Annotated in this window: 21 protein-coding genes and 2 tRNA genes; 12 read left to right on the plus strand and 11 right to left on the minus strand. The window is 69.9% G+C overall.

What is annotated here, in order from left to right:
* The first annotated feature begins 273 nt into the window (after positions 1-273).
* A complete protein-coding gene (locus ACZ4TO_RS23805; RefSeq protein WP_003999697.1) occupies positions 274-402 on the plus strand; it encodes a DLW-39 family protein in 129 nt (42 codons plus the stop codon).
* Between the two features lie 336 nt (positions 403-738).
* A complete protein-coding gene (locus tag ACZ4TO_RS23810; protein WP_468025153.1) occupies positions 739-2,271 on the plus strand; it encodes a hypothetical protein in 1,533 nt (510 codons plus the stop codon).
* Positions 2,272-2,299: 28 nt separating this feature from the next.
* Here the strand turns inward: ACZ4TO_RS23810 and ACZ4TO_RS23815 are convergent, their stop codons facing one another.
* A complete protein-coding gene (locus ACZ4TO_RS23815) occupies positions 2,300-4,315 on the minus strand; it encodes a serine/threonine protein kinase (RefSeq protein WP_468025154.1) in 2,016 nt (671 codons plus the stop codon).
* A 125-nt stretch (positions 4,316-4,440) separates the two neighbouring features.
* Entirely contained in the window at positions 4,441-4,989 is a 549-nt protein-coding gene (locus tag ACZ4TO_RS23820) for a helix-turn-helix domain-containing protein (RefSeq protein ID WP_037614940.1), read from the minus strand.
* A 181-nt stretch (positions 4,990-5,170) separates the two neighbouring features.
* On the opposite strand from ACZ4TO_RS23820, the gene ACZ4TO_RS23825 reads away from it, so the two are divergent.
* A tRNA-Ala gene (locus ACZ4TO_RS23825) sits at positions 5,171-5,243 on the plus strand.
* 503 nt (positions 5,244-5,746) lie between these two features.
* Here the strand turns inward: ACZ4TO_RS23825 and ACZ4TO_RS23830 are convergent.
* Positions 5,747-6,448, minus strand: coding sequence for a DUF5324 family protein (locus ACZ4TO_RS23830; RefSeq protein WP_382783350.1), 702 nt, complete (start codon positions 6,446-6,448; stop codon positions 5,747-5,749).
* Between the two features lie 506 nt (positions 6,449-6,954).
* On the opposite strand from ACZ4TO_RS23830, the gene ACZ4TO_RS23835 reads away from it, so the two are divergent.
* Both ACZ4TO_RS23835 and ACZ4TO_RS23840 read left to right on the plus strand, forming a co-directional pair.
* Entirely contained in the window at positions 6,955-7,488 is a 534-nt protein-coding gene (locus tag ACZ4TO_RS23835; protein WP_382783352.1) for a peptidylprolyl isomerase, read from the plus strand.
* Positions 7,489-7,633: 145 nt separating this feature from the next.
* Positions 7,634-8,545, plus strand: a complete 912-nt coding sequence (locus tag ACZ4TO_RS23840) for a rhomboid family intramembrane serine protease (protein WP_382783355.1) — start codon at positions 7,634-7,636, stop codon at positions 8,543-8,545.
* A 290-nt stretch (positions 8,546-8,835) separates the two neighbouring features.
* Here ACZ4TO_RS23840 and crgA read toward each other — a convergent pair whose 3' ends face one another.
* Positions 8,836-9,090, minus strand: coding sequence for a cell division protein CrgA (gene crgA / locus ACZ4TO_RS23845; RefSeq protein ID WP_326786732.1), 255 nt, complete (start codon positions 9,088-9,090; stop codon positions 8,836-8,838).
* 142 nt (positions 9,091-9,232) lie between these two features.
* Between crgA and ACZ4TO_RS23850 the strand changes: the two genes are divergently transcribed.
* The 5 genes from ACZ4TO_RS23850 to ACZ4TO_RS23870 all read left to right on the plus strand — a co-directional run bounded on the left by ACZ4TO_RS23850 (position 9,233) and on the right by ACZ4TO_RS23870 (position 14,041).
* Positions 9,233-10,012, plus strand: coding sequence for a DUF881 domain-containing protein (locus ACZ4TO_RS23850; RefSeq protein WP_382783359.1), 780 nt, complete (start codon positions 9,233-9,235; stop codon positions 10,010-10,012).
* Positions 10,013-10,080: 68 nt separating this feature from the next.
* Positions 10,081-10,806 (plus strand): class E sortase, encoded by a 726-nt coding sequence (locus ACZ4TO_RS23855; RefSeq protein ID WP_382783361.1) that lies wholly within the window; start codon positions 10,081-10,083, stop codon positions 10,804-10,806.
* Positions 10,807-10,995: 189 nt separating this feature from the next.
* Positions 10,996-11,634: an aminodeoxychorismate/anthranilate synthase component II gene (locus ACZ4TO_RS23860; protein ID WP_261703708.1), complete on the plus strand. Its 639-nt coding sequence runs from the start codon at positions 10,996-10,998 to the stop codon at positions 11,632-11,634.
* A 473-nt stretch (positions 11,635-12,107) separates the two neighbouring features.
* Positions 12,108-13,181: a class E sortase gene (locus tag ACZ4TO_RS23865; RefSeq protein ID WP_468025309.1), complete on the plus strand. Its 1,074-nt coding sequence runs from the start codon at positions 12,108-12,110 to the stop codon at positions 13,179-13,181.
* A 98-nt stretch (positions 13,182-13,279) separates the two neighbouring features.
* On the plus strand, positions 13,280-14,041 hold the full coding sequence (locus tag ACZ4TO_RS23870; RefSeq protein ID WP_382783366.1) for a class E sortase: 762 nt from the start codon (positions 13,280-13,282) through the stop codon (positions 14,039-14,041).
* A gap of 180 nt (positions 14,042-14,221) precedes the next feature.
* Here ACZ4TO_RS23870 and pknB read toward each other — a convergent pair whose 3' ends face one another.
* From pknB to ACZ4TO_RS23900, 6 genes are all read right to left on the minus strand, one after another.
* A complete protein-coding gene (pknB, locus tag ACZ4TO_RS23875) occupies positions 14,222-16,216 on the minus strand; it encodes a Stk1 family PASTA domain-containing Ser/Thr kinase (RefSeq protein WP_468025155.1) in 1,995 nt (664 codons plus the stop codon).
* Positions 16,217-16,386: 170 nt separating this feature from the next.
* Complete coding sequence (locus ACZ4TO_RS23880) at positions 16,387-17,868, minus strand: peptidoglycan D,D-transpeptidase FtsI family protein (protein ID WP_382783370.1); 1,482 nt, start codon at positions 17,866-17,868, stop codon at positions 16,387-16,389.
* Positions 17,865-19,310, minus strand: coding sequence for an FtsW/RodA/SpoVE family cell cycle protein (locus ACZ4TO_RS23885; protein WP_382783373.1), 1,446 nt, complete (start codon positions 19,308-19,310; stop codon positions 17,865-17,867). Before ACZ4TO_RS23885 ends, ACZ4TO_RS23880 begins: the two co-directional genes overlap by 4 nt.
* Positions 19,311-19,336: 26 nt before the next feature.
* On the minus strand, positions 19,337-20,908 hold the full coding sequence (locus tag ACZ4TO_RS23890; RefSeq protein WP_468025310.1) for a Stp1/IreP family PP2C-type Ser/Thr phosphatase: 1,572 nt from the start codon (positions 20,906-20,908) through the stop codon (positions 19,337-19,339).
* Between the two features lie 90 nt (positions 20,909-20,998).
* Positions 20,999-21,520, minus strand: coding sequence for an FHA domain-containing protein FhaB/FipA (locus ACZ4TO_RS23895; protein WP_355762002.1), 522 nt, complete (start codon positions 21,518-21,520; stop codon positions 20,999-21,001).
* A 10-nt stretch (positions 21,521-21,530) separates the two neighbouring features.
* The gene (locus ACZ4TO_RS23900; RefSeq protein WP_382783377.1) at positions 21,531-22,373 is read right to left on the minus strand and encodes an FhaA domain-containing protein; all 843 of its coding nucleotides are present in this window, start codon (positions 22,371-22,373) and stop codon (positions 21,531-21,533) included.
* Positions 22,374-22,980: 607 nt separating this feature from the next.
* Here ACZ4TO_RS23900 and ACZ4TO_RS23905 point away from each other — a divergent pair.
* Positions 22,981-23,067, plus strand: a tRNA-Leu gene (locus ACZ4TO_RS23905).
* A 567-nt stretch (positions 23,068-23,634) separates the two neighbouring features.
* On the opposite strand, the gene ACZ4TO_RS23910 is transcribed toward ACZ4TO_RS23905, so the two are convergent.
* A complete protein-coding gene (locus ACZ4TO_RS23910; protein WP_382783381.1) occupies positions 23,635-24,288 on the minus strand; it encodes an FMN-dependent NADH-azoreductase in 654 nt (217 codons plus the stop codon).
* Between the two features lie 328 nt (positions 24,289-24,616).
* Here ACZ4TO_RS23910 and ACZ4TO_RS23915 point away from each other — a divergent pair, with 328 nt between their 5' ends.
* Complete coding sequence (locus ACZ4TO_RS23915; RefSeq protein ID WP_382783384.1) at positions 24,617-24,979, plus strand: winged helix-turn-helix transcriptional regulator; 363 nt, start codon at positions 24,617-24,619, stop codon at positions 24,977-24,979.
* Positions 24,980-25,079 lie beyond the last annotated feature (100 nt).

Consider the following 25,079-nt stretch of genomic DNA (forward strand, 5'->3'; position numbering starts at 1 on the left):
GGGCTGCGAAGTGGTGGACCTGCGCCCGTGGCGCGTTGATGTTCAGATGAACACCACCCGGATGGCCGCAAGTGCTCGGAAAAGTCCACAGGCGACCGTAAAAGTCACAGTCTGTGACGTGTGATCACCGTGAGATCGGAGCGGTCGTCTCCCTCTCTACCGCCGGGCGCGGGGCCGCAGTTGAGGGCCGATCCAGGTCACCGATCGATATCGGTCGGTGTGTATAGTCGGGCGCCAGAAGTCCCCTACGTCAACGAAAGACGAGGTCGCGCGGTGAAGAAGCTTCTCCTGGTCGCACTGGCCGCCATCGGCGGGCTCCTCGTGTACCGCCAGATCCAGGCGGATCGCGCCGAGCAGGATCTGTGGACGGAGGCGACCGACTCCGTGCCCACGGGTTCGTGAGGATCGACAACAGTCTCGGAGCAGACCCCGGCCGCCTCGCGGTCGGGGTTTTGTGTTTCCCGGCACCGGGGCTGGTTCACGAAGGCAAGCGAACCGGAGCGAATCGGTTGCGGGGGTGAGACCGGTGGGGGTTCGGCCGCTTCCTTTCGGCCGCTCCCGCGGATAGCCCGGGTGCCGCGGCGGCCGACGGGGCAGGATGGGGCGCGCCAGGGGGGCTTCGACGAGGGGTGGCGCGTGATGGGGCGGCGCACGAAGGGCCGGCGGGCCGGGGGCCGGTGCGCGAGGTCGTGGCACGGCCGGATCCTTGCCGTCACGGCAGCGTCGGCCGCGCTGTGCGTGGCCCTCGCACCCGCGGGCCCGGCAGCCGCCGCCCCGGGGACGAGCGCCCCCGGGACGACCGCCCACGCGCGGACCGCCGAAGCGCAGGCCATCGACGCGCGGACCACCGCGGAACGCACGAACACGGCGGCGGAGGGCGCGAGCACGGCCGCCGACGGTCCCTCCGGGCCGTACGCCTTCGCCCGGGACGCCATCACCGTCAAGGGCACGTCCGACACGACCGACTCCGAACTCCTGCGGCCCGGCCGGACGTACAGGAGCTCGGTCGGGGTCGCGGGGAGGGACGGCAGGCTGTACTACCGCCTCGAACTCGACGCCGTCTCCGACGCGTACGTCTCCGTGACCGCCGTGCCCCGGCCCGGCGCGACCGTCTCCTACTCGGACGGCCTCAAGGTCTCCCTCCAGGACGCCAACGGCCGCAACTGCTCCTTCAGCGGCACCGTCCACTTCGGCGCCACCCAGAGCCCGCACCCCATCGCCGCCTGGGCGTCCCGCGAGACGAGCGGCGAGCAGTACGCGTGCCAGGCGGCGGGAACGTACTACGCGGTCGTCCAACGCACCGGAGCGGCGGGCGCGACGAGCGGTACGGTGGGTCCGTCGGGCACGGAGTCGTCCGCGTCGCGTCCCTGGGACCTGGAGCTCGGTTATGTGTCGGAGCCCGGTCTGAAGAACGCCTCCGGCTCCACGAGCGCTCCGGAGGGCTGGAACTCCGCGTCGCCCGAGGCAGTGGTCGGGGAGGCGCGGCACCGTGTCGGCGGCGCGGGATTCAGCGCCGCCGCCACGCTCCGACAGGGAGTCTGGAAGGACGGCATCAGCCCGGGAGAGACCCGCTTCTACAGGGTTCCCGTCGACTGGGGACAGCAGATCTCCGCCACCGCCGACCTGGGCAGCGCGAGCGGCGGGGAGGGCTCTGTCGGCACGGCCCTGGTCATGTCCCTCTACAACCCGGTACGAGGCTTCGTCGAGGACGTCGGCTCCGGGTACGACGGCAGCCAGCGGTCCGCCGCGCTCGCCCCCGTGCCTCCCGTCGCCTACGAGAACCGCTACGCGCTCAACGACCGCGTGAGCGGCATGCGGTTCGCCGGCTCCTACTATCTCGTGGTCCATCTCGCCGCGCAGGTCGCCGACCGCTTCGGCGAGGGGCCGTTCGGGCTGACCCTGCGGGTACGCGTGGCGCTGGCGGCAGGCAACGGGCCCGCCTACGACGGGACACCGACGCCCCGGGACGTGTTCGCCGTCCCGGCGGCGGGCTCCGACGACGCGACCGGCGACGAGACGGCGGACGGTCCTGCCGGCACCGGGAACAGCGGCGGCGACACCCACGGCGACGGGGTCATGAAACTGATCGCCGCGGGCGGCATCGGCGCCGGAACCCTGCTCTCGCTCACCCTGGTGCTGTGGACCGTGATCGCGCGCCGCCGTGCGGTGCGGACCCTCCGGCCCGCACCCGAGGACGCGGACACGGCCTCCGCCTCCCTGCCGATGCCGGCTCCGGCCCCCTGGGAGCACGGGGCGACCCGAGGCCGGTAGCCCCGGCTCGCCCGCCGGCTCTCGGCACTCAGATCTGGCTCAGCGCCCAGAACCCCACCGCGAAACAGGCCAGTGCGAGCAGCAGCATCGGCACGGCGACCGTGGCGGGCGGCCCCGGGCGCGGCCGTGTGTGTCTCCTGCGGTGGTCCGGACGGGCCGAGGCCCCCGGCGGGACCTGGACGGACCGGGCGGTGTACGAAGCGGTGGAGGCGTACGTGTGCTGCGGCATCGCGGCGGGCGGTACGGGGGACCGGTGCGGGGAGGACGCGTACACGGGAAGGGGCGCGGTCGGGGGAGTCGGGGTCGGGGTCGGGGTCGGGTCGAAAGCCGGCGGAGAGAACGGCGCGGACGACGGGGGGAACGGCACCGAGGTGGGGGGAGTGGGCGTTGCCTGGTCCGGCCGCGCTGCCTGGAGGTGGGGCGTCCGCACGGACGAGGACCGGTCGCCGGAAGGCCCGGTCTGCGGTTGCCGCCGGGGGTCGGCGGGGGGCGCGGGCCGCGGCGGAGGCAGGTGAAAACTTCCGGTGTCCGACATCGAGGACGGCCGTGGGGAGACCGCCGGGGCCGGGTCCCGGGGTGTGGCGTCCACTGCGGGGGACCGGCCGTCGAGGGCCCCGGGCTGTACGCCGTCGTCCGTGGGCCGCGGCGGTACGCCGTCGGGGAGAGCGCGAGCCTGTACGTCCTCGGAGTCGGCGCGATGCCGCGTGCCGCTGGACGCGGGCCGATCCTGTACGTCATCGGGGGCGGGCCCGGCCTGTACGTCGTCGGGGGCTGGGCGAGCCCGCACGCCACCGGAGGTCGGTCCGGTGGCCACGTCGCCGAAGCCGGCCGGAGGCCGTATTCGCTCCCGGGCGGGCTCAACTCCCGCTTCCTCGAGGCCCTCCGGTGCCGACAGGCCGTCCTCGGTGTCGGGACCGGACCGGACGTCTCCCGACCCGTCCTGCCTCCGCTCCCGCAACTCCCCTGACCCCTCGGGGGTGTTCGTCCCTGAGCCGTACCCGGAGCGCGAAGCCTCCTGCGGGCCGCTCGTGGACGTCGAGCCGGGATGGAACAGGGAGAGACCGGAGTCGTCCGCGTCGAACTGCGAGTCGGCGGCCTCGGTGGTGTCCGGAAACCCTTGGGAGGACAGGGTCCGCGAACCCCCCGTCGCATCGGACCCCCGTCCCGACGGGCCCGTGGGTCCGAACCCCTCGGGCAGCGGACCGAGTTGGTCGAAGACCTCGATCAGCTCGTCGTCGGGCCCGGGCTCGGGCAGCAGCTCGACGGCGGCGGCCAGGGCCTTGCGCGCCCCTGTGGCGGTCCGGAACCGCGCGTGCGGATCCGGCTGGAGCAGCATCGCCAGGACCTGCCACAGCGGCTCGGGTATGCCCCGGGGCGCGGACGGCGTGCCGTGCTCGGCGAAGTACTCGATCAGTGCCTTGGCGTCCGGCTTGCTGCCTTCCAGGAGGTACAGCGCGACCAGGCCGACCGCGAACAGGTCGGCGGGGAAGTCGGGCTCGGAGCCCAGCATCTGCTCGGGCGCGAAGTAACCCGGCGTCCCCACGACGTAGTTGGTCTCGGTGAGCCGCGGTTCACCCAGCCGCATGGCGATGCCGAAGTCGGACAGGCGCAACCGGGGCCGCCCGGTGCCGGTGGCTTCGAGGAGCACGTTGGCGGGCTTGATGTCACGGTGCACCACCCCCTCCGCGTGCACGGCGGCGAGACCCGCGAGGAGCTGGTCGGTCAGCACGCAGACGAAGGCGGGGGGCAAGGGGCCGTAGTCGTTGACCAGATGGACCAGGGAGCCCCCGGCGACCAGATCCATCGTGAACAGGACCTTGTCGTCGTCCGCGGCCCAGCTCGCGGGAGCCAGTACGTGGGGATGGTCGATGCGCAGCGCCTGTTCCCGCACGAACCGCAGCAGGGCGTGTGCGTCGCTCTGCTGGAGCACCTTGGCGGCCACGTAACGGCGCCGCCGGTGGTCCCAGGCGCGCCACACGGCACCGACTCCCCCGCGCCCGATCGGGTCGACCAGTTCGTACCGGCCTGCGAAGACCTCACCCATGGTCGTACGTCGCTCCCCTTCGGCGGTCGGTCCGGAGACCTCTTCCGAGGTGCCCGGCTGCATCACGTGCGGCGGCCGGAGGTGTCACTGCCTCCAGCGCCGGGCGGTCGGCGGCCGGGCTCGGCTCAGCTCTGGTGGGACTGGTAGTGCGCGACCGCGTCGGACGTACGGCCGGCACCGTAGACCCGGAGGAACTCTGCCAGTTCCGGGTGGGTCGGGGCGAGGGTGTCCGCCGCGTCGATGATGTCTCCGGCCGCCGCCACCGACCGCAGCAGTGACTGGATCTCGCGGACCACCCGCTTGACCGTCGGGGCTCCCGAACTGGTCGTGGACTGCGTGGTGTTGCTGAGCACCGATCCCCCCTGGGACTTCTTGATCTCGTCCATCCGCTCGGTCGCCTCGGCGGCGCTGACGCTTCCGTCGGCGACCTGCCCCGCCAGGTCCTGCAGAAGCTGGACGCGCTGGACCACGGCGGGATTGCCGATCTTGGCCCGCTGACCGCTCATCAGCTGCGACAACATGGGCGCGGACAGCCCCAGCACCCCGGCAAGACGCGCCTGGTTCAGACCCAGGTCCTCTATGAGCCTACGGAAGAGCGCCCCCAGCGGCTCCCCGTACCAGTTCCGCTGCAGCTCCCGGGCTCTCGCGGTTGCTTCCTGCTGTGCGGCGTCCATTGCGTCTCCCCATCGCTTCCCCAAGTACCGCGGTTCGCGACAGCGAACCACGTCGAGCATCTTACGGAGAGTGGTCGTCCACGGGGACCCCCAATATTTTGCGAGATCCCCCGGGTGACCCGGTACTCTGGTCTGCGGCGCCCGTCGACGGATGGTTCCTGTGGTCGGACGCTCCTCTTACGGGGCCTTAGCTCAGTTGGTAGAGCGCTGTCTTTGCATGGCAGATGTCAGGGGTTCGACTCCCCTAGGCTCCACACACCGGACCGGTCAGACGCCCACAGCGGCGGCTGGCCGGTTTTTGCATGCCCCGTGCCCGAGCGCGCGGCCCCTGGTGGAGCGGCTCTTGGGCCGGCCGGGGCCGTCGGGGAGTGGCTCGCGAGGTGACCCCAGTGACCTGAGTCACAGAAGTGACTTTGCAGGGGTTGCAGTTCTTTGCGCAAACGATCGGGGTGGCGTACGGCCCGCGGCCCCGCCGCGGGTGCGGCCGACGCGGGGCCGCGGGGGTGCCGGGGCTGTCGGGACCCTTGTGTGAGCTGCCGCACCGGCTGCCGGGTGATCGGATCGACGCATTCCGTCAACAACATCTCCATGGATGCTGCACACGCGAGCCGTTGCAAACGTCATCGTGAGCGGTGTGGGTAAATCTCCGCGGAGTGGCACGGTCGCCCGCGCCGATGTTCCACGTGAAACATCGCGGGGGGGGGGGGGGGGGGGGAAACCCCCCCCCCCCCCCCCCCCCCCCGCGATGTTGGGCCGGTCAGTGGCGGTCGTCGCGCTCGGCCGCCTTCTCCTCGGCTTCCTTGACCTGGACCTCGGGGTCCAGATCGGACTGGCCGCTGCCGTCGACCGCTGACAGGTGCCCACCTTCGGGCACCTCGGTCGCCGCCGGAGGCTCGACGAGCCAGTCCGGGTTGGCCTGCTTGTCCCACCACTTCCAGGCGGCGAAGGCGCCGCCCGCCAGAAGTCCCAGCACCGCCAGCGTCTTCACGACACGGCCGGCCCTGGCCCGGCGGTCGTGCTTGCGAAGAAGCTTCTGGATCTCCTGCGGTGTGACCTGGCCGCGCAGAGCGGCGAAGGCCGCCACACTGCGGGCCGCGGCCTCGTCCATGACGGGCTGGGTCGCGGCCACCGCCTGCTCGATCTTCGGCTTCGAGTAGTCGGCGGCCTGACGAGCCGCCTTGCGGGTACGGATGGCCGCCTCCTGAGCGACCTGGTCGACCTTCGGCGGCACATGGGTACGGGCCTGCTCAAGGCGCGGGGCGAGATGGGCGTCGTACTGGACGCGGGCCTGTTCGGCGGCCTGCGACACCTTCGGCGCGAGCCGTACACGTGCTTCGGTCGCGTAGTACGAGGCCCTGTCCTTGGCCGTGTCGGCGTAAGGCGCCACCACTTCCGCGGCGTGCAGCACGCTGTCCTTCGCCGAGCCGGTCGCGGCGCGCACGCTGTCGATGCGGGTCACGGGTTTCCTCCTCCTCGGTGGCGTACGTCGGGGGTACCAGGTACCCCCAAAGACACACAGTTCACCTTTCCACCCCTAGGGGGATCATGCCCGCCGATGGGGTCCGGGGCATGTGAGGGCGGGCATCCGTGTCACGGATACCGACTCCCGGAGACTCCGGGGCGGAGCCGGTCAGGTGTCGATCAAGTGAGATAGCGGATCAATACGGGGCAACGGGAGCTTGTCGTCGACAATGCCACGGATCGTCCCGGCCCGCCCCCGTCCGGCGCGACTCGACGTGATTTCCGTAGGGACGGCCTTCCGTACGGGCGGCTTTCCGTGTGCGTGGCCTTCCCTATGCGTGGCCTTCCGTACGCGCGACCTTCCGTGCACACGGCGTTCCGGCCGTACGGCGTTCCGTCGGGCGGCCCGTATCCGTACGTGCGTCCGGGGGTGGCGGTCGGGGACCGAGCGGCCCGGTCCGTGCGAGGATCGGGCCGTCAAGAGAAGGCAACGGAAGGCGGATCGTGGCCGAGCAGCTTTACGCCACCCTGAAGACCAGCCAAGGCGACATCGACATCCGGCTCCTGCCGAACCACGCGCCGAAGACGGTCCGGAACTTTGTCGAACTCGCCACGGGTGAGCGCGAGTGGGTCAACCCGGAGACGGGTGTGACATCCATGGAGAAGCTGTACGACGGCACGGTCTTCCACCGGGTGATCAGCGGCTTCATGATCCAGGGCGGAGACCCGCTGGGCAACGGCACCGGGGGCCCGGGCTACCAGTTCGAGGACGAGTTCCACCCGGACCTCCGCTTCGACAGGCCCTACCTGCTGGCCATGGCGAACGCCGGTCCCGCCACCAACGGCTCGCAGTTCTTCATCACCGTCGCCCCGACGGCCTGGCTGACCCGCAAGCACACCATCTTCGGCGAGGTCACGGACGCGGCCAGCCAGAAGATCGTGGACGCCATCGCCGGTGCCCCGACCAATCCGCGCACGGAGCGCCCGGTCCAGGACATCGTGATCGAATCGGTCGTCGTCGAGACCCGCGAACGCTGAGTCCGCGCCGGGCTCCCTTCCGTGAGTCCGAAGCATCCCGCAGGGAACCAAACGCCCCGTTCATCCGTAAGGATGGACGGGGCGGTGCGTTGCACCCGGACCCGCCGAGACCGTGTGCGAGCCGTACGGAGAATGAGGGGACCCCATGGACCAGCAGCCGCCCGGCAGCCCGCAGGGCCCGCCGGATCAGGGACCGCAGGACGCCCGGAGCCTGCCCGGCTGCTACCGGCACCCGGACCGCGAGGCCGGCGTGCGCTGTACCCGCTGTGAGCGTCCGATCTGCCCCGAGTGCATGGTCAGCGCGTCCGTCGGCTTCCAGTGCCCCGACTGCGTCCGCGGCGGCTCCGGCACCGGCCACGCCCCGGCGGCCAACCAGCCCCGCACCCTCGCCGGCGGTACCGTCGCGTCCGACCCCCGGCTCGTCACCAAGGTGCTGATCGGCCTCAACCTGGCCCTCTACCTCGTCCAGGTCGCGGTGGGGGACGCCTTCACCAACAGCTTCGACCTCTTCGGCCGTGCCTGGCTCTCCGGCGAGGTCCAGGGCGTGGCCGAAGGCCAGTGGTACCGCATGGTGACGTCGATGTTCCTGCACGGCGGCGTCATGCACATCCTGTTCAACATGGTCAGCCTGTGGTGGATCGGCGGTCCCCTGGAAGCCGCGCTCGGCCGCGCCCGGTACATCACCCTGTACTTCGTCTCCGGCCTCGCGGGCAGCGCGCTCAGCTATCTGCTCGCCGGCCCCCAGCAGCCGTCGCTCGGCGCCTCCGGGGCGATCTTCGGGCTGTTCGGCGCCACCGCGGTGCTGATGCGCCGGCTCAACTACGACATGCGCCCGGTCATCGGCCTGCTGGTGGTCAACCTGATCATCAGCTTCTCGCCCGGCTTCAACATCGCCTGGCAGGCGCACGTCGGCGGGCTGATCGGCGGTGTGGTCGTCGGCTACGCCATGGTCCACGCCCCGCGCGAGCGGAGGAACCTCGTCCAGTACGGGGTGGCCGGGCTGATGCTGGCCGCGGTGGTCGTCACGACCCTGCTCAGGACGGCTCAGCTCACCTGAGAGAGCGCCGGGCTCACCTGAGAAGTGATGTTGTCCACAGATCACGGTGGATCTTGTGCATGCGCTGCGGGAACAGCTGTGCCCCCTGTCACTGACCCGGGTTTTCCCAGGTCGGACAGGGGGCGAACAGGTTTGCGGGGGCTGGTGGACCAGTCACACCGGCGTCAACCGCCCATTAGTTATCCACAGATCGTCTTTCTTTTCCACCTGTGGACAACTCTTGTGGATAACTCAGTGGAGAGCTGTGGGCAGAGCTCGTGCCCGCGGCGCTTCCGGGTGCCGGAAGACCGTCACTTCCACTGCGTGGAGACGCCGAACCCGGCCGCGATGAAGCCGAAGCCGACCACGATGTTCCAGTTGTCGAGCGCGTCGATCGGCAGGGTGCCGTCCGTCACGTAGAAGACGACGATCCAGGCGAGGCCGATGAGGAACATGGCCAGCATGGCCGGTGCGACCCAGGTGTTGCTGGTCAGCTTGATGTTGGTCGCCTGCTTCGCCGGGGGCGGCGTGTAGTCGGCCTTCTTGCGGATACGTGACTTCGGCACGAGGGTCTCTCCTGTCGATGCGCTGCGTGGCCGCGCAGGGAACTGGGGCGGGCTCCGGGGCAGCGTACAAGGGGACACTGAGCGCTCCCCCGGGCGTCCGTTAGCGTAGTGCTTCCGCGGCGCCGAAGGAGATAAGGGTACGTTGAGCAATTCTGCCGACTCCCCCGGGACGAATTCCAGTCCTGGCGGTACTCACCGTTTTCGGCCTGTACGTGTGCTCACGGTGGCCGTCTTCGCCCTCGCGGGCCTCATCTTCTTCACGAGCTTCGACACGGCCAAGGGTACGAACATCCGTACGGACTCGTCGATGCTGAAGCTGTCCGACCTGATCCAGGAGCGCAGCCACAAGAACGCGACGCTGGACGAGTCCAACGGCGCCCTGCGCCGGGACGTGGACACCCTCGCCGGCAGCGAGGACGGCAGCAGCGCGGCCGGCGACGCCCGGCTCGCGGCGCTGGAGAAGAACGCGGGCACCCAGAAGCTCAAGGGCGAGGCCGTCACGGTCACGCTCAACGACGCCCCGCCGAACGCGACGGCCAAGCTTCCCGGCTATCCCGAGCCGCAGCCCGACTACCTCGTCATCCACCAGCAGGACCTCCAGGCCGTGGTGAACGCCCTGTGGCAGGGCGGCGCCAAGGGCATCAAGGTGATGGACCAGCGGCTGATCTCCACCAGCGCCGTGCGCTGCGTCGGCAACACCCTGATCCTCCAGGGCCGCGTCTACTCGCCCCCCTACAAGATCACCGCCATCGGGGACCCGGCGAAGCTCCAGAAGTCGCTCGCCGCCTCCCCGGCGATCCAGAACTACATGGTGTACGTCAACGTCTACGGGCTCGGCTGGAAAGTCGAGGAGAACGGGACGGTGACTCTTCCCGGCTACTCGGGCACAGTGGATCTCCACTACGCGAAGCCCGTGGAGTAGGCGCCCGGACCTCGCGGAGCAGGGGGCGAAGCCCGTGGAGCGAACTGCCGCCGGGGGGCCTTGTGTCGGTGCGAGTGTTCGTCAGGACGATCAGTGAGCTGTGCCTGACCGTCGGCACCCTGATCGTGCTCTTCGTGGTCTACGTGCTGTTCTGGACGGGGGTCAAGGCCGACAGCGCGATGGACCACCAGATCGAAGTGCTCCAGAAACAGTGGTCGAAGGGTGCGGCTGCCCGGTCGCCGGAGTCCGGCCCGGACGCGTCGGGGGGCGCCGGCAGCGGCGGCGGGACCGCCGCCGGAAGCCCGAAGGCGCCGGGTCCCTACAAGTACGGCGGCCCGTTCGCGGTCATGTACATCCCGCGTCTTGGTTTCACGTGGAACAAGCCCGTGCTCGAAGGCACGGCCACGCAGGTCCTGAAGAAGGGGCTCGGTCACTACCGCGGGACCGCGCAGCTCGGCCAGGAGGGCAACTTCTCGGTCGCGGGCCACCGGCGTACGTACGGCGATCCGTTCAAGGACTTTCCCGAGCTCCGGCGGGGTGACGCGGTGGTGCTGACGGACGGGACGACCTGGTTCACGTATCGGATCGACAAAGGCCCTTACAAAACAGTGCCCTCCGACGTTGAGGTGATCGACCCTGTGCCACGTAAGTCCGGGTATACGCGTCCGGGACGCTATCTCACGCTGACCACGTGCGATCCGGAGTGGGGGCACAGCCATCGGTTGATCGTCTGGGCACATCTTGATTCCACACAGCCTGTGGAGGCAGGGAAACCGGCGGCTCTGCGCCGTTAGTCTGTTGGCGTACGGCGACGGAAGGGACGGCATGTACGGCTGGATCTGGCGGCATCTGCCGGGGAGCGTATGGGTGAGGGCGCTGATCGCACTCGTCCTCGTCCTGGCGGTGGTCTACGTGCTCTTCCAGTACGTCTTCCCGTGGGCCGAACCACTGCTGCCCTTCAACGATGTGACGGTGGACAGCCAGTGAGCACGCGCATCCTCGTCGTGGACAACTACGACAGCTTCGTCTTCAACCTGGTCCAGTACCTCTACCAGTTGGGCGCGGAGTGCGAGGTGCTGCGCAACGACGAGGTGTCGACGGCGCACGCCCAGGACGGCTTCGACGGTGTGCTCCTGTCCCCGGGGCCCGGTGCTCCCGAACAGGCCGGTGTCTGCATCGACATGGTCCGCCACTGCGCCGCGACCGGGGTCCCCGTCTTCGGTGTGTGCCTCGGGATGCAGTCGATGCAGGTGGCGTACGGAGGCGTGGTCGACCGGGCGCCCGAGCTGCTGCACGGCAAGACCTCGCTCGTGGAGCACCAGGGCAAGGGCGTCTTCGCCGGACTGCCGTCGCCCTTCACGGCGACCCGCTACCACTCGCTGGCGGCCGAGCCGGAGACCGTTCCGGCCGAGCTGGAGGTCACGGCCCGCACCCACGACGGGATCATCATGGGGCTGAGACACCGTGAACTGCCGGTCGAGGGCGTGCAGTTCCACCCGGAGTCGGTGCTGACCGAGCACGGCCACCGGATGCTCGCCAACTGGCTGCTCGAGTGCGGTGACAAGGTGGCCGTGGCGAGGTCGGCGGGGCTCGCCCCGGTGGTGGGCAGGGCCACGGCGTGACCGCGCTGCGCCCCGAGCGCGACAGCTCCCCCTACGGCGGCGAGGCCGCGTACGGGGGCGCCGGCGCGTTCGAGGCGGCGGTCGGAGGTCTCGCGGACCCCCTGACGGATCCGCTCCCCGGCCAGGAACAGGGCGTACAGCAGCAGGGAGTCCCGCAGCAGGGAGTCCCGCAGCAGGGCTACGGCCAGGGCGGGTACGGCCCCGATTGGTACGCGGCGCAGCAGCAGGAGCAGGCCGCACGGATGCAGGCGGCTCACCTGCAGGCGGCTCAGGCCCAGGCGGCGCAGGCCCAGGCGGCGCAGGCGTACGCCGCTCAGGCCCAGGCCCAGGCCCAGGCGCATGCCCAAGCCCAGGCGGCCCAAGCACAGGCGGCGCAGGCTCAGGCGGCCCAGGCCCAGGCCCAGGCGCACGCCCAGGCTCAGGCAGCTCAGGCCCGAGCGCAGGCGGTCCGGGCACAGACGCAGACGCAGGCGATGCCTTCCGCCCCGGCGGCGGCACCCTCGTACGCGGACGAGTACGAGCGGGAGTACGCCCCGCCGTACCAGGAGCCCGCGGTGCCCCACACGCGTGGACCGGTGGCCGCGCCCGTCGCGGCTCCCGCGCCGGACCCGGTCGCGCCGGGCCTGCCGTTCGACGACGAGACGGTCGCGTTGCGCCTTCCCGGCTCGCCGGCGCGGGCGGAGCGCCGCGCGCGTGCGGCCGACGGTGGCACCGGCTCCGCCGTCGGGGGGCGTGCGGCCCGCCGTAAGGCCGCCAGACGCCACGGGCGGCCCGGAGGGCCACAGGACCCCCACGAGCCCCAGGAGACGGCTCAGGAGGCCGCTGGGACCCCGCGGAGCCGGATGGACGCCCGGCGCGCGGCACGGGCCTCGAAACCGGGCGCGGCGGTTCTCGTGAGCCGGATGGTCGGCGAGGTGTTCATCACCACCGGCGTGCTGATGCTGCTGTTCGTGACGTACCAGCTCTGGTGGTCGAACGTGCGGGCGCACCAGCAGGCGGGCAGCGAGGCGAGCAGCCTTCAGCAGGACTGGGCGAACGGCAAGCGCAATCCGGGGACGTTCTCGCCCGGGCAGGGCTTCGCCATCCTGCACATCCCGAAGCTGGACGTGGTCGCGCCGATCGCGGAGGGCATCAGCAAGACGAAGGTGCTGGACCGCGGCATGGTCGGCCACTACGGCGAGGCGCCGCTCAAGACGGCGATGCCGGACGCCAAGACCGGCAACTTCGCGCTCGCCGGGCACCGCAACACCCACGGCGAACCGTTCCGCTACATCAACCGCCTCAAGCCGGGCGACGAGATCGTCGTCGAGACGCAGGACGACTACTACGTCTACAAGATGGCGTCGATCCTGCCGGTGACGAGTCCGAGCAACACGAGCGTGCTCGACCCGATCCCCAAGGGCTCGGGGTTCACCGGACCCGGTCGCTACATCACGCTGACCACCTGCACACCGGAGTTCACCAGTAAGTACCGGATGATCGTCTGGGGCAAGATGGTCGAGGACCGGCCGCGCAGCAAGGGCAAGCCCGACGCGCTGATGGACTGAGTCCGGACGCCGGCGCCCGGTACGCACGGGGGCGGACCCGCGCGGGCGGGACGTGCACGAGAGACAACCTGAGACAGACCAGACGGGGCAGATGAACAGTGGCAGCGAGGATCGACCACGACGAACGCGCCGGATCGGACGCCGGATTCGCGGTCTCCGGTGACGCGCGCGGCGGGCGCCGGCCCATGGGATGGTTCGCGACGACGGTCAGCTTCTTCGGCGAACTCCTCATCACGGTGGGGCTGGTGCTGGGCCTGTTCGTCGTCTACTCGTTGTGGTGGACGAACGTCGTGGCCGACCGCGAGGCGCACAAGCAGGGCGACAAGGTCCGCGACCACTGGGCGCAGTCGCCGAGCGGTCCCGGCGCTCTGGACACCAAGGACGGCATCGGCTTCCTGCACGTCCCGGCGATGAAGAACGGCGAGGTCCTGGTCGAGAAGGGCACGGCGACGAAGATCCTCAACGACGGTGTCGCCGGCTACTACACGGAACCCGTCAAGTCGTCCCTGCCGATGACCGGCAAGGACGGCAACTTCACGCTCGCCGCCCACCGGGACGGCCACGGCGCCAAGTTCCACAACATCGACAAGATCGCCAAGGGCGACGCGATCGTCTTCGAGACCCGGGACAAGTGGTACGTCTACAAGGTCTTCGACATCCTTCCGCAGACCTCGAAGTACAACGTCAAGGTTCTCCAGACGGTCCCGAAGCAGTCCGGCAAGACGAAGCCGGGCCACTACATCACCCTGACGACCTGCACCCCGGTGTACACCTCCCGCTACCGCTACGTGGTGTGGGGCGAACTGGAGCGAGTGGAGAAGGTCGACAACGCCCGCACCCCGCCGAAGGAACTGCGCTGACGTCGCCGACAGAACCGCGCTGACGTCGTAGCCGCCGTCGCGCCACACCGTCGCGCCACACCGTCGCTCCGCACCGTCGCTCCGCACCGGGGTGACGGCGAGACGACGGAAAGGGCCCCCGCACTCGAGAGTGCGGGGGCCCTTTCCGTTCGGTCGCCCGAGTACGGCTACCGGTGGGGCCTATCCGTTGTTGCCACCGAAGAGGCCGCCGCCACCGTTGTTGTTACCGCCGTTGTTGTTGCCGCCGATCTTGATCGTCGTCAGCGTGACGGTGGTGTTGTCCGGGCTGCCGTTGGCCGGGCTGTTGGCCTGCGGGTCCTGGCCGATGACCTTGGCGTCGTCGCTTGCGTCGCTGCCCTGGGCGAACTGGATGTTGTTGAAGCCGGCGCCCTGCAGGATCTGCCTCGCCTCGGCCACGGTCTTGCCGAAGACGTTCGGCACCGTCGCCTGCTGCTTGGCCTTGCCGATCTGGATCTGCACCGTGGAGCCGGGGTCCGCCTGCGTGTTGGCCGCCGGGGTCGTCTTGATGACCTTGCCGACCAGGTTCTGGTCGTCGGTCTCCGTGTCGACGCACTCACCGACGAGGTTGTTGGCCTGCATCTGCGCCTTGGCCTCGTCACAGCTCTTCCCGGTGACGTCCGGGACGGTGGACTGCTTCTTCTCCGCGGCCACGGTCAGGGTGACGGTCGACTTCTTCTCCGCGTCCGTGTCGCCCGTGGGGTCCTGGGAGATGACCACGCCCGGCTTCTGGTCGGATTCCTCGGTCTTCTTCTCGACCGTGAATCCCTTGGCCTCGAGCTGGGACTTGGCCTTCTCGAAGGTGAGGCCCGTCACGTCGGGCACCGCCACCTTCGGCGCGCCCGTGGACACGACGATGTTGATCGTGTCGCCCTTCTTCACCGTCGAGCCGAAGGCCGGGTCCTGCGAGCAGACGTTGCCCTTGGGCTCCTCGTCGCACGGCTTGCGGGTGGGGGCGAGCTTCAGCTCGCGGTTGTCCGCCATCTTCTGAGCGTCTTTGTACGTCTGGCTCACGAAGTTGGGCACCTTGAACGAGTCGCTGGCCGTTCCCTTGCCCGAGAAGGCGTACTTCCCGATCAGGATCGCGCCGATGAGCACCAGGACGCCCGCGACGACCAGGAGGATCGTCGAGGTGTTGTTCTTCTTCTGGCGGCGCCGGTCGGGGCGGTCGTCGTAGCCGTAGCCGCCGTCGTCCGGGTTCATGGGCGGCAGCATCGACGTGGCCTGGGCGTCCGTGGAGCGCAGGGCCGTGGTCGGCTGGTCGTCGCCGTAGCCGCCGTAACCGACCGAGCCCATGGCGGCGCTGGCCGCGACGGGCTGGCCGTCGAGGCATGCCTCGATGTCGGCGCGCATCTCGTCGGCGGACTGGTAGCGGTAGTCCGGGTCCTTCACGAGGGCCCGCAGCACGATCGCGTCCATCTCGGGCGTGATCTCGGGGTCGAAGACCGACGGGGGCTGGGGCTCCTCGCGGACGTGCTGGTACGCGACGGCGACCGGGGAGTCGCCCACGAACGGCGGCCGCACGGTCAACAGCTCGTAGAGCAGGCAGCCGGTGGAGTAGAGGTCCGAGCGGGCGTCGACCTGTTCGCCCTTCGCCTGCTCGGGAGAGAGGTACTGGGCCGTGCCGATGACCGCGGCGGTCTGCGTCATCGTCATGCCGGCGTCGCCCATGGCGCGGGCGATGCCGAAGTCCATGACCTTGACCTGGCCGTTGCGCGTGAGCATGACGTTGGCGGGCTTGATGTCGCGGTGGACGATGCCGGCGCGGTGCGAGTACTCCAGGGCCTGGAGGATGCCGATGGTCATCTCCATGGACCGCTCGGGCAGCAGTCTGCGTCCCGAGTGCAGCAGCTCGCGCAGCGTGGATCCGTCGACGTACTCCATCACGATGTACGGGATGGAGGTGTTGTCGATGTAGTCCTCACCCGTGTCGTAGACGGCGACGATCGCGGGATGGTTGAGCGAGGCGGCCGACTGGGCCTCCCGGCGGAACCGGGCCTGGAACGACGGATCGCGTGCGAGGTCGGCCCGCAGCGTCTTCACCGCCACGGTACGGCCGAGCCGGGTGTCATGCGCGAGGTAGACCTCGGCCATGCCACCACGGCCGAGCACGTGGCCCAGCTCGTACCGGCCGCCGAGGCGACGCGGCTCTTCCATAGCTACCTACCAGCCCTCTCCGTCGGTCCCGACCGCACCTTTGTGTGGTCCGGCGGTGTGCTGTCCGGGCATACCGTACCCGGATCGGCTTCTGTGACCTGGCCTAGACCGTCACCCGTGACAGGACCGGTATCGCAACGTGCACCGATGTGATGGGGACGTGAGCGGGGTCACTTCTTGCTGTCGATGACTGCCTTCATCACGTCCCTTGCGATGGGGGCGGCCAGACCGCCACCGGTGATGTCGTCGCGGCTGGCGCTGCCGTCCTCGACGACGACCGCCACGGCGACCGGGGAGCTGCCGTCGGGGAGCTTCGCGTAGGAGATGAACCACGCGTAAGGCTTCTCACTGTTGGCGACACCGTGCTGGGCGGTACCGGTCTTGCCGCCCACCGTGATCCCGGGGATCTGCGCCTTGGTGCCCGTGCCCTCCTTGACGACCGTCTCCATCATCGACTGCAGGATCTGGGCGTTGCCCTCGGAGAGCGGCTGGCTCATCTTCTCCGGCTCGGTCTGCGAGATGACGTCCAGGTTGGGCGCCTGCAGCTTGTCGACCATGTAGGGCTTCATGAGCGTGCCCTGGTTGGCCACGGCGGAGGCCACCATCGCCATCTGCAGCGGGGTGGCGGCCGTCTCGAACTGGCCGATGGAGCTGAGCGCGGTCTGGGCGTCGTCCATCTTCTTGGGGAAGACGGAGGCGTTGGAGCGCACCGGGGTGAGCTGCTCGGAGTTGAAGCCGAACTTCTCGGCCTCGGCCTGCATCTTGTCCTTGCCGAGGTCGGCGCCGATCTTGCCGAAGACCGTGTTGCAGGACACCTTGAGCGCGTCGCGCATCGTGGCGTTCTTGCAGGGGATGTTCCCCTCGTTCTTCAGCTCGGTCCTGGTGCCCTTCAGGATGTAGGGCAGCGGGGTGTCGGTGTGCTCCTCCGCCGACTTGTACAGGCCGTTCTCCAGCGCCGCGGCCGCGGTGACCACCTTGAAGGTGGAGCCCGGCGGGTAGGTCTCGCGCAGCGCCCGGTTGAGCATCGGGTCGTCGGGGTTGTTCTTCTTCTGGAGCTTGTTCCAGGCCTTCGCGTCGCTGTTGGTGTTTCCGGCGAAGGACGAGGGGTCGTACGACGGGGTGGAGGCCAGCGCCAGGATCGCGCCGGTCTGCGGGTTGATCGCGGCGACGGCGCCCTTGCCCCGGCTCAGCAGGCCCTTGTAGGCGGCCTTCTGCGCGGCGGCGTTGAGGGTGGTGACGACGTTGCCGCCCTGCTTCGGCTTGCCCGTGATCATGTCGAGGGTGTTGCGGAAGAAGAGCCGGTCGTCGTTGCCGGTGAGGATGCCGTCGTCCAGCTTCTCGAGCTGGGAGGCGTCGAAGGCCTGCGAGGCGTACCCCGTCACCGGCGCCCACATGGCGCCGTCCTTGTAGGTGCGCTTCCAGACGAAGTCGTTGATGCCGTTCTTCTTCGTCTCGGTGGAATCGGTGATGGGGTTGCCGTCGACGATGATGTCGCCGCGCGGGGTGGCGTACCGCTCGATGGCGACGCGGCGGTTGTGCGCGTCGGTTCGCAGGGTGTCCGCCTGGACGTACTGGACGTAGTTGTCGCGGAGGAGCAGCGCGAGGACGAGGAGCCCGCAGAAGATCGCGATCCGGCGCAGGGGCTTGTTCACGGGCGGACCACCTGGGTCATCTCGGCGTCGGGGCTGGGGGCGGGCGCGGGCGCCGGGCGGCGGGCGGTGTCGCTGATGCGGATCAGTACGCCGACGAGCGCCCAGTTGGCGATGACGGAGGAACCACCGGAGGCCAGGAACGGCATGGTCATACCGGTCAGCGGGATCAGGCCCATGACGCCGCCGGCGACCACGAAGACCTGGAGGGCGAAGGCGCCGGAGAGGCCGACCGCGAGGAGCTTGCCGAACGGGTCGCGGGCCGCGAGTGCCGTGCGGATGCCGCGCTCGACGATCAGGCCGTAGAGCACCAGGATCGCCATGACTCCGGCGAGACCCAGTTCCTCGCCGAACGTGGCGAGGATGAAGTCGGAGTTGGCGGCGAAGCGGATGAGCTCGGAGTGGCCCTGGCCGAGGCCGGTGCCCAGGGTGCCGCCGGAGCCGAACGCCCACAGCGCCTGCATGGCCTGCTCGGAGTGGATGATGCCGTCCTGGACCCCGGACTGGCTGAGCAGGTACTCGTGCATCGGGTCGAGCCAGGCCTGGACACGCGTCTGGATGTGCGGCTCGAAGGTGGCCACGCCGACCGCGCCGCCCGCCGACATCAGCAGACCGAAGACGATCCAGCTCGTCCGCTCGGTGGCGACGTACAGCATGATGATGAACATTCCGAAGAACAGCAGCGACGTACCGAGGTCGGTCTCGAACACCAGGATCAGGATCGAGATGAACCAGACCACGAGGATCGGGCCGAGGTCGCGGCCGCGCGGGAGGTACAGGCCCATGAAGCGGCGGCTGGCCAGGGCGAGCGCGTCGCGCTTCACCATCAGGTAACCGGCGAAGAAGATCGCGAGGACGATCTTCGCGAACTCACCGGGCTGGATGGAGAACCCGGCGACCGAGATCCAGATCTTGGCGCCGTAGATGTTGGCACCCAGGCCCGGGACCAGCGGCAGCAGCAGCAGGACCAGCGCGCCGACCATGGAGATGTACGTGTAGCGCTGCAGGACGCGGTGGTCCTTCAGAAAGAACAGCACGGCGACGAACAGGGCGATGGCCAGCGCCGTGTACAGGAGCTGGCGCGGTGCCGCGTTGCCCGCCTGGTTGATCGACTGGAGCAGCTTGGACTGGTCGAGCCGCCAGATGATCACCAGGCCGAGCCCGTTGAGGAGCGTGGCCAGCGGCAGCAGCAGCGGGTCCGCGTACGGCGCGAACTTGCGCACCGCGAGGTGGGCGACGCCGGCCAGCAGGCCGAGGCCGAGGCCGTAGCTCAGCAGGCCCGTGGGCACCTTGTCGTCGATCGCGAGGCCCACGTTGGCGTAGGCGAACACCGGGATGACAACGGCGAACACCAGCAAGGCCAGTTCGGTGTTGCGTCGGCTGGGTGTGCCGATCGATCCGATCGTGGACGTGTGGTGCGTCGGCGTGTTCGTACTACTGCTCATCGTGTGACAGGGCCCCTCACGGCTTCTTACTGCTTACCGCACAGCGAGACCAGCTTCTGCTCCTCGTCGGAGAGGCTGGGGCCGGGTGTGGGAGTGGGTGCGGTCGTGGACTTGGAGGACGAGGGTGCCGAGCTCGACGGGGTCGGGCTCGGGCTGGACGTGGCCTTGGACGTCAGAGAGGTCTTTGTGGTTCCCGTGGTCCCGTCGGCCTTGGCGGAGCTGGGCTTCGCGCTGTTCTGGCTCTCGGCGGTACGGCGCTGGGCGTCCTTGCGGCAGGCGGACGCCTGCACGGCGAGCTCGTCGATCTTCGCCTGCGCGTCGGCCAGGCCGCCTTCGGTGATGGTCGCCTTGACCTGCTTCTGCTGGTACGGCGGCAGGTACTTGAGTTCGATCTCGGGGTGGTTCTTCTCCACCTTCGAGAGCGAGACCCAGGCCAGGTCCTGGCTGATGCCGCGGTAGAGGGCGACGTGGTCGTCCTCGGCGCCGACGTAGTACTGCGTCTGCGTCCAGCGGTAGCCGCCGTACAGGCCGCCGCCGATGACGGCGAGCGTCAGGACGACGTAGAAGGATCTCTTGAGCCACCTGCGTCCGGAGCGCGGCTTGACGAAGTCCTCGTCGGTGTAGTCCCCGAAGCTGTTCGTGGAGACGTAGCCGGTGGTGTCGCCGCTGCCGGGCGGGCCGAACTCGCCGCCGCCGCCCTGTCCGGGCACGGGCCGGCCGAGGCCGGAGGCACGGCCGGCGGGCGTCTGCATGGCGCCGTTGTCGTGGAGCTGGTGCTGGTTCTCGGCGACCGCGCCGACCACGACCGGGGTGTCGGAGAGCTGGGCCGCGAGCGTGTCACCGGAGTCGATGTCGAGGACGTCGGCCACGATGACGGTGATGTTGTCCGGGCCGCCGCCGCGCAGCGCGAGCTGGATGAGCTCCTGCACGGTCTCCTGCGGGCCCTGGTAGCTGGCGAGGGTGTCTTCCATCGTCTGGTGGGAGACGACGCCGCTGAGGCCGTCGGAGCAGATCAGGTACCGGTCGCCGGCGCGGACCTCGCGGATCGAGAGGTCGGGTTCGACGTGGTCGCCACTGCCCAGCGCGCGCATCAGCAGGGAGCGCTGCGGGTGGGTGGTGGCCTCTTCCTCGGTGATGCGGCCCTCGTCGACGAGGCGCTGCACCCAGGTGTGGTCCTGGGTGATCTGCGTGAGCACGCCGTCCCGCAGCAGGTACGCGCGGGAGTCGCCGACGTGGACGAGACCGAGCCGCTGGCCGGTCCACAGCAGGGCGGTGAGCGTGGTGCCCATGCCCTCGAGCTGCGGGTCCTCCTCGACCATCAGCCGGAGCTGGTCGTTGGCACGCTGCACGGCGGTGCCGAGCGAGGTGAGGATGTCGGATCCGGGGACGTCGTCGTCGAGCGCGACGATGGTGGAGATCACCTCGGAGCTGGCGACCTCACCGGCGGCCTGGCCGCCCATCCCGTCGGCGATCGCGAGCAGACGGGGACCGGCGTAGCCCGAGTCCTCGTTGCCCTCGCGGATCATGCCTTTGTGCGATCCGGCGGCGAAGCGCAGTGACAGACTCATGCGCACCTCGCCCGTCGGCTCCGGGTACATCCGCACGGTGCCCACCCTCCGGTCGGGAGCGCGCCGGGGTCCCTTGTGTGGACCGCCGCTGCGTGCTCGCTCCGCTCGCTCATTGTCGTACTACTTCCGCAGCTCGATGACGGTCTTGCCGATGCGGATCGGCGCGCCCAGCGGAACGGGCGTCGGGGTCGTCAGCCGGCTCCGGTCGAGATACGTGCCGTTGGTGGAGCCGAGGTCCTCGACGATCCACTGGCCGTCCCGGTCGGGGTAGATCCTGGCATGCCGGCTGGAAGCGTAGTCGTCGTCCAGCACGATGGTGCTGTCGTGCGCCCGGCCCAGGGTGATGGTCTGGCCCTGGAGCGCCACGGTGGTGCCCGTGAGGGTGCCCTCCGAGACGACCAGCTTGGATGGTGCGCCACGGCGCTGCCGGCCGCCGGCGGCGGGCGCCTGCTGCTGGCGCTGCTGCGGAGGCGCGGCCTGTCGCGCGGCCTGCTGGGGCCTCGCGGCGTCCCTGCGCGAGCCGCGCTGTGTGACACGCGTTCCGAACAGGTCGCTGCGGATGACCTGCACGGCCACGATCACGAACAGCCACAGTACGGCCAGGAAACCCAGCCGCATGACCGTGAGGGTCAGCTCTGACATTGCCCCCGCTTCACCCTTCGGCTTGCCGGTAAATGATGGTGGTGCTGCCCACGACGATCCGCGAGCCGTCGCGGAGCGTAGCGCGGGTGGTGTGCTGCCCGTCCACCACGATGCCGTTGGTGGACCCGAGATCCTGGATCGTCGAGGGCGTTCCGGTCCGGATCTCACAGTGCCGGCGCGATACGCCGGGGTCGTCGATCCGCACGTCGGCTTCAGTGCTGCGGCCCAGCACCAGCGTCGGGCGGGAGATCTGATGGCGTGAGCCATTGATCTCGACCCAGTGCCGCATACGGCCACCCGCCGCCGGGCCGGCCGGGGGCCGGGCACCCATGGGTGCCACGCCCGGACGGCCGCCGGGCGGCGGCGCGGACGGCATGGGGGGAGCGGCCGAGGGCGGGTAGCCGTAGCCGCCCTGGGCTCCGCGGGGGCCCGCCGGGGCGGGGCCCGCGGGGGCGCGCTCGGGAGACTGCTGATTGGCGGAGGAGGCGAGCGTACGGCTGCGGACCCGGTACAGACCGGTGTCGAGGTCGTCGGCCTTCTCCAGGTGGACCTTGATGGGGCCCATGAAGGTGTAACGCTGCTGCTTGGCGTAGTCGCGGACCATTCCGGCGAGCTCGTCGCCGAGCTGTCCGGAGTAGGGGCTGAGGCGCTCGAAGTCGGGCGTGCTCAGTTCGACGATGAAGTCGTTCGGGACGACGGTCCGGTCGCGGTTCCAGATCGTGGCGTTGTTGTCGCACTCGCGCTGCAGCGCTCCGGCGATCTCCACGGGCTGGACCTCGGACTTGAACACCTTGGCGAAGGTGCCGTTGACCAGACCTTCGAGACGCTGCTCGAACTTCTTCAGGACTCCCATGGGGCACCTCCTCCGTCGTTGCCGTCCTGGTACAGCTTGCTGTCGTCTTTCCGGCCCTGCTGGACCAGCCGGCCTACCCGGCCTTGCTGGTACTGCTTACTGATCGTATCCACGCGTCGGGAAATCGGCTGGTTCCCCCTGTCGGCACGGTCGACGGGTTGTCGACACCTTCCGAAGTCCCCTCCCGAAGTTCCCTGAGAGGCCCCTCTTCGAACTCTTCCCGGCACTGCTTCTGCCATGGATCGTAGAGGCGCCCCAGGACCAGTGTCCCGCACCTGACTGTGCAGCCCGTCCGACTCCTGGGGAGATGCGCCGGACCGGTACGAGGTTGATACGTGAACCGGTTCTGTCTGAAACGTGTGACGCCCGCCGGGGCGCCGGTGACGAGGCGGCCGGCGCCGGATGCCGAGCCGCCGGGGCCGGGAGGCCGGGCGGGGCAAGGGCACCGGGCCCGTGGGGGCCGTGGAGGTCCGGGGGTGTGCGGCGGCCGGTGCGCGGGTGGGAGGGGCGGGGGAAAGGGATGTGATTCCACCCCTGACAGCGTGCTAATCTTCTGCATGTCGGAAGGCGCCCGCGGCGAAAGCGGGAGACGGAAGACACACCCAATGCGCGGGTGGCGGAATAGGCAGACGCGCTGGATTCAGGTTCCAGTGCCCGAAAGGGCGTGGGGGTTCAACTCCCCCCTCGCGCACCAGCTGAAAGCCCCTCAGGTCGATGACCTGAGGGGCTTTCACGTTGTCCGGGACGCTTCCGCCGCGCCCCTCCCGGGCTGCTTCCGCCGACCCTCCTCGGTGCTCGCGCGATGTCGCGCGCCGGGTGGTGCGGGTCGTCGCGGGTCGCGCGGACGGCCGGGAGCGCTCTGAAGTGTGACGATGCTCTCACGCAAGTGGTGGGGAATCGTCCGGGAGTTGGCCGGGGCGGCGGCCGGTGCACGGGGTCGCGGGCCCGACGGCCGTGAAGGGTGCTCGCCGACCCGAAGCCGGTGAAGGATGCCCGCGGATCCGAAGGCCGTGAAGGATGCCCGCGGATCCGAAGGCCGTGAAGGATGCCCGCGGATCCGAAGGCCGTGAAGGATGCCCGCGGATCCGAAGCCCATGAAGGGTGCCTGTGGGCCCGCAGCCCGTGGAAGGTGCTCGCGGATCCGAAGGGGCCTGGACACGGCGGAGCCCCGCGGGGCGGGTGTCCGGCCCTGCGGGGCTGTGCGCCGGCGTACCGCCGTGCCGCGTCCGGTGGGCGCGGTGGCGGTCGCCGGGTGCCGTGATCAGGCGGCGAGGTGCGCCGCGACCTTCTTGGCGCGGGCGGCCGCCTCGTCCAGGGCCTTGCTCCGGGACGCCTCGAAGAGCGGGACCAGGTCGGCCATCGCCGGGTTGTGCGGGGCCATGGTGAGCTCCGGGACGATGAATTCGACGTCGAGGGCGAGCATGTCGCCCAGCACGGCCTTCAGGTAGTTCTGCACGTACTCGAAGCCCTCGCGCGGAGTGCCCGCCGCGTACGAGCCGCCACGGCTGGCGACGACCGTGACCGGGGTGCCCTTGATCGCCGAGTCCTCCGTCATGGCGGTGCGCCCGATGAGGATGACGTTGTCCAGCCATGCCTTCAGGGTCGAAGGGATGGAGAAGTTGTACATGGGGGCGCCGATCAGGATCGCGTCCGCGTTCTCCACCTCCTCGATCAGCTTCACGCGTGCGGCGAAGGCCTCGGCCTGCCCGGGGGTGTGGGTGTCCGGGGCGGCGAAGCCGGCGGAGTGGGCCTCGGCCGTGATGTGCGGCACAGGGTCCACGGCGAGGTCGCGGTAGATCACCGTGCCGTCGGGGTGCTGCTCCTGCCAGGCCGTGCGGAAGGCGTCCGTCACGGTGCGCGAGACGGAGGCGCCGCCCGGGGTGGCGGACGAGTCGATGTGGAGGAGGGTGGCCATGATGATCTCCAGGCAAAAGGGATGTATGGGGTGATGACGTCGGCGCCGGGTGGGGCGTGGCGGTCGGCGCCGTGTGGGGCGTCGAGGCCTCGGGTGGCGTGCGGGGGCCGGCGCCTGGTGGGGCGCCGGGGGCCGGGGTGCTTCGGTCCCTCGCGGGGCTCCGGGGTCCCGGACGGACCGGGCCCGGGTGGGGGTGTGAACCGGATCGGGGCAGAGCTGTCGCAGGGAATCGAGTCGCCCTGGCGGGCTTCTCTTTCGTGCCTAACTAGAGATAACACAGTCACTTACTTTTTTTCATCCCCTTGTGGAGACGCAGTACCCTGGAGCCATGCCAGTACCGGGAAGCCACGACGCGGGGCCGTGCCAGAAGGTCGACGACGGCATGACCCGTGTCTTCACGCTGCTCGGAAAGCGATGGACGGGCCTCGTCGTCGCCGTCCTGATGCAGCACCCGGTCCACTTCGCCGACCTGCGGAGAGCCATCCCCGGCATCAGCGAGCGGATGCTCTCGGACCGGCTCACGGAACTCGGCGCGGCCGGTCTGGTCGTGCGGAACGTCGACGAAGGGCCGCCGCTGCGGGTCTCCTACGCCCTGACGGAAGCGGGCGCGGCGCTGGAGCCGGCCCTCAAGGAACTGGGTTCCTGGGCCGAGCGGTACCTGCCGGAGGGCGGGGCCTGCCGAGGGCTCTAGAGCCTGGTTCCGCCGGGCCGGAGGGTGCCGCGTGCCTCCGGGCCGGAGGGCGCCGCGCAGCAGCGCCGGTCGTGCGGTGCGCCCGGCGGGGAGCGCGGCG

It is taken from the genome of Streptomyces sp. NPDC028298, from assembly GCF_055565895.1.

Bases quoted from the DNA above. Each gene is read 5' to 3' on its own strand.
- ACZ4TO_RS23815 (WP_468025154.1), bottom strand. From the start codon at position 4,315: ATGGGTGAGGTCTTCGCAGGCCGGTACGAACTGGTCGACCCGATCGGG.
- ACZ4TO_RS23820 (WP_037614940.1), bottom strand. From the start codon at position 4,989: ATGGACGCCGCACAGCAGGAAGCAACCGCGAGAGCCCGGGAGCTGCAG.
- ACZ4TO_RS23840 (WP_382783355.1), top strand. From the start codon at position 7,634: ATGGACCAGCAGCCGCCCGGCAGCCCGCAGGGCCCGCCGGATCAGGGA.
- ACZ4TO_RS23865 (WP_468025309.1), top strand. From the start codon at position 12,108: ATGCCTTCCGCCCCGGCGGCGGCACCCTCGTACGCGGACGAGTACGAG.
- pknB (WP_468025155.1), bottom strand. From the start codon at position 16,216: ATGGAAGAGCCGCGTCGCCTCGGCGGCCGGTACGAGCTGGGCCACGTG.
- ACZ4TO_RS23885 (WP_382783373.1), bottom strand. From the start codon at position 19,310: ATGAGCAGTAGTACGAACACGCCGACGCACCACACGTCCACGATCGGA.
- ACZ4TO_RS23890 (WP_468025310.1), bottom strand. From the start codon at position 20,908: ATGTACCCGGAGCCGACGGGCGAGGTGCGCATGAGTCTGTCACTGCGC.
- ACZ4TO_RS23895 (WP_355762002.1), bottom strand. From the start codon at position 21,520: ATGTCAGAGCTGACCCTCACGGTCATGCGGCTGGGTTTCCTGGCCGTA.
- ACZ4TO_RS23900 (WP_382783377.1), bottom strand. From the start codon at position 22,373: ATGGGAGTCCTGAAGAAGTTCGAGCAGCGTCTCGAAGGTCTGGTCAAC.
- ACZ4TO_RS23910 (WP_382783381.1), bottom strand. From the start codon at position 24,288: ATGGCCACCCTCCTCCACATCGACTCGTCCGCCACCCCGGGCGGCGCC.
- ACZ4TO_RS23915 (WP_382783384.1), top strand. From the start codon at position 24,617: ATGCCAGTACCGGGAAGCCACGACGCGGGGCCGTGCCAGAAGGTCGAC.